This is a genomic window from Steroidobacter sp. (assembly GCF_016790065.1).
Taxonomy (GTDB): Bacteria; Pseudomonadota; Gammaproteobacteria; order Steroidobacterales; family Steroidobacteraceae; genus Steroidobacter.
Genome location: NZ_JAEUPY010000033.1, coordinates 1 through 4475, shown reverse-complemented (window position 1 = coordinate 4475; position 4475 = coordinate 1). Strand labels below are relative to the sequence as shown.

Below are 4475 nucleotides of genomic sequence, written 5' to 3'. Positions count from 1 at the left end.
GCGCGGCCGACCGCCATCGATTCGCACACTGTTGCATCAAGCGGCCTATCCCTACGTGATGCCGGTGGCTTGGTCGGGCTCGCAATTGCTCGAGCGCGCGTCGCTGGCGATCAGTCAGGTGTTCTCACGCCTGCACGTGGCTGTTCGTTACTCGTTGATTACCGTTGCCGTGCTCGTGTTCGTGGCCGCCGCCACGACGCCGCTGAGCTTGGGTCAGCAAGCGGTGGTGCTGGTAGCGATGTGGGTGCTCACGCTGCTGACGCGCCAGCTCACGGGCTACGGTCCGGCCATCATCTTGATGGGCGTCTCGGTGCTCGCGTCGTCGCGTTACATCTGGTGGCGACTCACTCAGACCACCGATCTGGATTCGCCGCTGGAAGCCTTTCTGGGCATGGGCTTGCTGGCAGCCGAGTGCTACACCTGGGTGGTGCTGGTGCTGGGCTACATTCAAAACGCGCGGCCGCTACGTCGTAAGCCGGCGCCACTGCCGATGGATCGCAGCAGCTGGCCGACCGTGGATGTTTTCATTCCCACCTACAACGAACCGTTGCGAGTGGTGAAGCCGACGGTGCTGGCGGCGTTGAATCTGGATTGGCCGGCCGACAAATTGCGCGTCTATGTGCTGGACGATGGGCGCCGAGCCGAGTTCAAAGAGTTCGCCGAGTCGTGTGGCGCGCAGTACATCATTCGCGCCAACAACTTTCACGCCAAGGCCGGCAATCTGAATCATGCACTGCAGCTGACCGGCGGCGAGTTCGTCGCCATTTTCGATTGCGATCACATTCCGGTGCGCACCTTCCTGACCACCACCATGGGCTGGTTCTTGCGCGACACGAAGTGCGCCATGATGCAGACCCCGCATCATTTCTTTTCGCCCGATCCGTTCGAACGCAATCTCGGCACCTTCCGCCGCGTGCCCAACGAAGGCAATTTGTTTTATGGCCTGATTCAGGACGGCAACGATCTGTGGAACGCGACGTTCTTCTGCGGCTCGTGCGCCGTGATTCGGCGTGGGCCATTGGAGGAGGTGGGCGGCATCGCGGTCGAGACGGTCACCGAAGATGCACACACCGCGCTGAAGATGCATCGTCGTGGTTACACCACGGCTTACTTACGCCAGGTGTTGGCAGGCGGCCTCGCGACTGAAAGTCTGTCCGGCCACATCGGTCAGCGCATTCGCTGGGCGCGAGGCATGGCGCAGATTTTCCGGCTCGACAATCCGCTGCTCGGTCGCGGGCTGAGCTTTTTCCAGCGACTGTGCTATTCGAACTCGATGCTGCATTTCTTCTCGGGCATCCCGCGGCTGATTTTCCTGACGTCGCCGCTGACTTATTTGTTCTTCGAACTGCACATCATCAACGCCTCAGCCTTGACGCTCGGCGCCTATGCCTTGCCGCACCTGATGCAGTCGAGTATCGCCAACTCGCATCTGCAAGGACGTTTCCGGCACTCGTTCTGGAACGAAGCTTATGAGGCGGTGCTGTCCTGGTACATCGCGTGGCCTACCACGGTCGCGCTGATCAATCCGAAGCTGGGCAAGTTCAACGTCACCGCCAAGGGCGGCTTGATCGAGCATGACTTTTTCGACTGGCGCATTTCGGCGCCGTATCTGGTGCTGGTGTCGTTGAATCTGCTGGGTGCGTTGATCGCCATTCCGCGGCTGTTGTTCTGGAATTCGTTCGAGGCGGCCACGGTGGTGGTGAATTTGATCTGGACGCTGTTCAATCTGACCTTGCTGGGTGCGGTGTTGGGTGTCGCTGCCGAGACGCGTCAGGTGCGCGGCGCGCATCGAGTGGTGAAGTCCGTGCCTGCCATCCTGGAGGCTGTCGACGGCCGGCGCATCGGCTGCGAGACCGAGGACTTCTCCATGGGCGGCGTCGGTATCCGCTTGCTGACTCCTGGCGGCGTAACGCGCGGTGAAGTGTTGACGCTGGAGTTGGTGAGCGAAGATCAGGTGTTCCGGTTCCCGGTGGAGGCGGCGGTGGTGCGTGATGCGCATGTCGGCCTGCGGTTGATGCCCATGCCCATCCAGGACGAGGCCAACTATGTCCGCTGCACGTTCGCCGCGCCCGGCGCCTGGGCCGATTGGGATCGGGGCACGCAGCCGGATCGGCCGTTGGCCAGCTTGGCTGAAGTCTTTTCATTCGGTGCGACCGGCTATGTGCGCCTGTTCGAGAGCGTGTACAGCGGTTTGACGGCGTGGTGGAACAATGATGTGCGGCGACGGGCGGTGACCTGATGGGTCTGTGGAGTGCTTACTTTTTCGCCAAGCTGATGCTCTATGGATTGGGCTACATCGGCTTCAATCCTTGGTTGAATCTGGCGTTCGCCGTGTTCACTACGTTGCCGCCACAGAACGGACGGCAACGGTTCACCAAGAACCTGATCGCCGTGCCGCTCGGCATCATCCTGCTGTATCACGACTCGTGGCTGCCGCCATTCGGCCGCGTGTTGGAGACCACCAGTTTTCTGAAAGACTTCACGCCCGAATATTTGTGGGAGCTGGCGCAACGTTTCATCAACTGGCAGTTGCTGTTGGGCTTGATCGTGATGGGCTTCGTCTATGGCCTGGCGCGCCGCAAGCTGCGTCTCAGCACCTTCGTGTTCGTGGCCATCTTGATCGTGTTTCTCCGACCCGAATCGCATCTGCCGCTGGAGTCGGCAATGGCCAACGTGGCGCCTGCGTCGGGTGCGCGCACCACGACTCAAGCCGTCATCGATCCTCGCAACATGCGAGTCGAAGCCCTCAACACCATGTTAACCGACTTCTATGCCAAGGAGCAGATGCGCCAGGTGCGCTTCTCGCCGCTCACCGGCGACGACGCGCCGTACGACATCATCCTGTTGCACGTGTGTTCATTGTCTTGGGACGATCTGGACTTCGTGCGTGACACCGAAGATCCGTTGTTACGCCGCTTCGACATTCTGTTCGACGAGTTCAGTTCGGCGGCCAGTTACAGCGGCCCGGCGGCGATTCGTTTACTTCGCGGCAGCTGTGGTCAAACCGAGCAGCGCGACCTGTATGAGCCGCCCAAACGCGAGTGTTTATTGATCGACGGCCTGCAGCGCGTCGGCTTTGAGCCGCATTGGTTGATGAACCATGACGGCCACTTCGGCGACTTCTTTGCGGACGTGCGTGTCCACGGCGGCTTCCCCGCTGAGCCCCAAGCGCACGACAAAGCGTCGATCACTCAGCATGCGTTCGACGGTTCGCCGATCTATGACGACTACTCAGTGCTGTCGAGATGGTGGGGCCAGCGCTTGAAGGATCCGACGTCGCGGATCGCGCTCTACTACAACAGCATCAGCCTGCATGACGGCAACAAGGTGGATGAGCCGGGCAAAGGCGGCTCGTCGTATCAGGCGCGGATGACGCGGTTCTCCAGCGATATCCGTCGCTTCCTGGATGATGTGCAGGCATCGGGCCGGCGCGCCATCGTCGTGTTCATTCCTGAGCATGGTGCGGCCGTGCGAGGCGATCGACGTCAGATTCCAGGGTTACGTGAAGTGCCCACGCGAGGCATCACTCATGTGCCGGTGGGTGTGATGCTCATCAATGCCAGTGGCGATGTGACCGATGTTCAGCAGCGCGTCGAAGCGCCGACCAGTTACCTCGCCGTGTCGGAGTTGCTGTCGCGTTTCATCAGCGACAATCCGTTCACCAAGACCAATCTGCACGTGAGTACCTACACTCAGAATCTGCCGCAGACCGACGCAGTGGCTCAGAACGAGCAGACCACCATGATGCAGATCGGCGAGCACACCATGGTGCGCATGCCGAGCGGAGAATGGACGTCTTGGGATGTGTCGGCGCGCCGGAGCGCTAAACAATAGCCGCTTACTTGTCGTTGTAAGGTTGGATGGGGCGTGGCGGCACGGCGATGCGCGTGGTCCATGGCGCGAGCGCGTGTCGCAGATAAATGGTGAACACCGTCGGGTCGTAGTAGTCCGCTCGGTCGATATCGAGCTTCATGCCGATGACCCAGGTCGGCGTGAGTTGGCGTTCCACCGCAGCGTACGCGGAAAAACTGGTGCTGCCGCTACTGCTGCCGTCGCCGAACACCGCCGAGCCAACCGCGCTTTGTAGCGTCGGATCCTTGGGATACATGGCAATGGGATCGGACTTGCTTTGTGAGTGAGCGATGGAGCCGCGCAGACGATAACTCCAGTCGCGATACTCGCCCCACACTTCCAGTGGCAACGCGACGCTCAGATAGGACTGCGGGCTGTAGTAGCCGCCGCTGCCCAACGTGTAGTTCTGCAGGTTGTGTTCGAACTGCCAGTAGTTGATCGACAGACCCAGCGACGCACGTGCATAGGGCTCGGAATAGAACTTCCAGTCTGCCGCAGCTCGCGCGCCGTAGAACCGATTGTCGAGCACGTGTTCGCCAGTGAAGTCAGTGGCGCGAACAGCGCCGGCAATGGAATAACGCTCGCGATAAATTCCGGCGTCGAGGTACGGGCCGGTTTGCACG

Annotated in this window: 3 protein-coding genes; 2 read left to right on the top strand and 1 reads right to left on the bottom strand. The window is 60.7% G+C overall.

Annotation, left to right across the window (positions count from 1 at the left end):
- On the top strand, positions 1-2239 hold a 2239-nt coding region (gene bcsA, locus JNL55_RS01300), incomplete at its 5' end, for a UDP-forming cellulose synthase catalytic subunit (protein WP_293848460.1).
- Positions 2239-3834: a cellulose biosynthesis protein BcsG gene (bcsG, locus tag JNL55_RS01295; RefSeq protein ID WP_293848459.1), complete on the top strand. Its 1596-nt coding sequence runs from the start codon at positions 2239-2241 to the stop codon at positions 3832-3834. The genes bcsA and bcsG, both read left to right, overlap by 1 nt.
- Positions 3835-3838: 4 nt before the next feature.
- Here bcsG and JNL55_RS01290 read toward each other — a convergent pair.
- Positions 3839-4475, bottom strand: a 637-nt coding sequence (locus tag JNL55_RS01290; RefSeq protein WP_293848457.1) for a cellulose synthase subunit BcsC-related outer membrane protein, incomplete at its 5' end; no start/stop codon positions are given.

Coding starts and splice junctions, on each gene's coding strand:
- bcsG (WP_293848459.1), top strand. CDS start 2,239: ATGGGTCTGTGGAGTGCTTACTTTTTCGCCAAGCTGATGCTCTATGGA.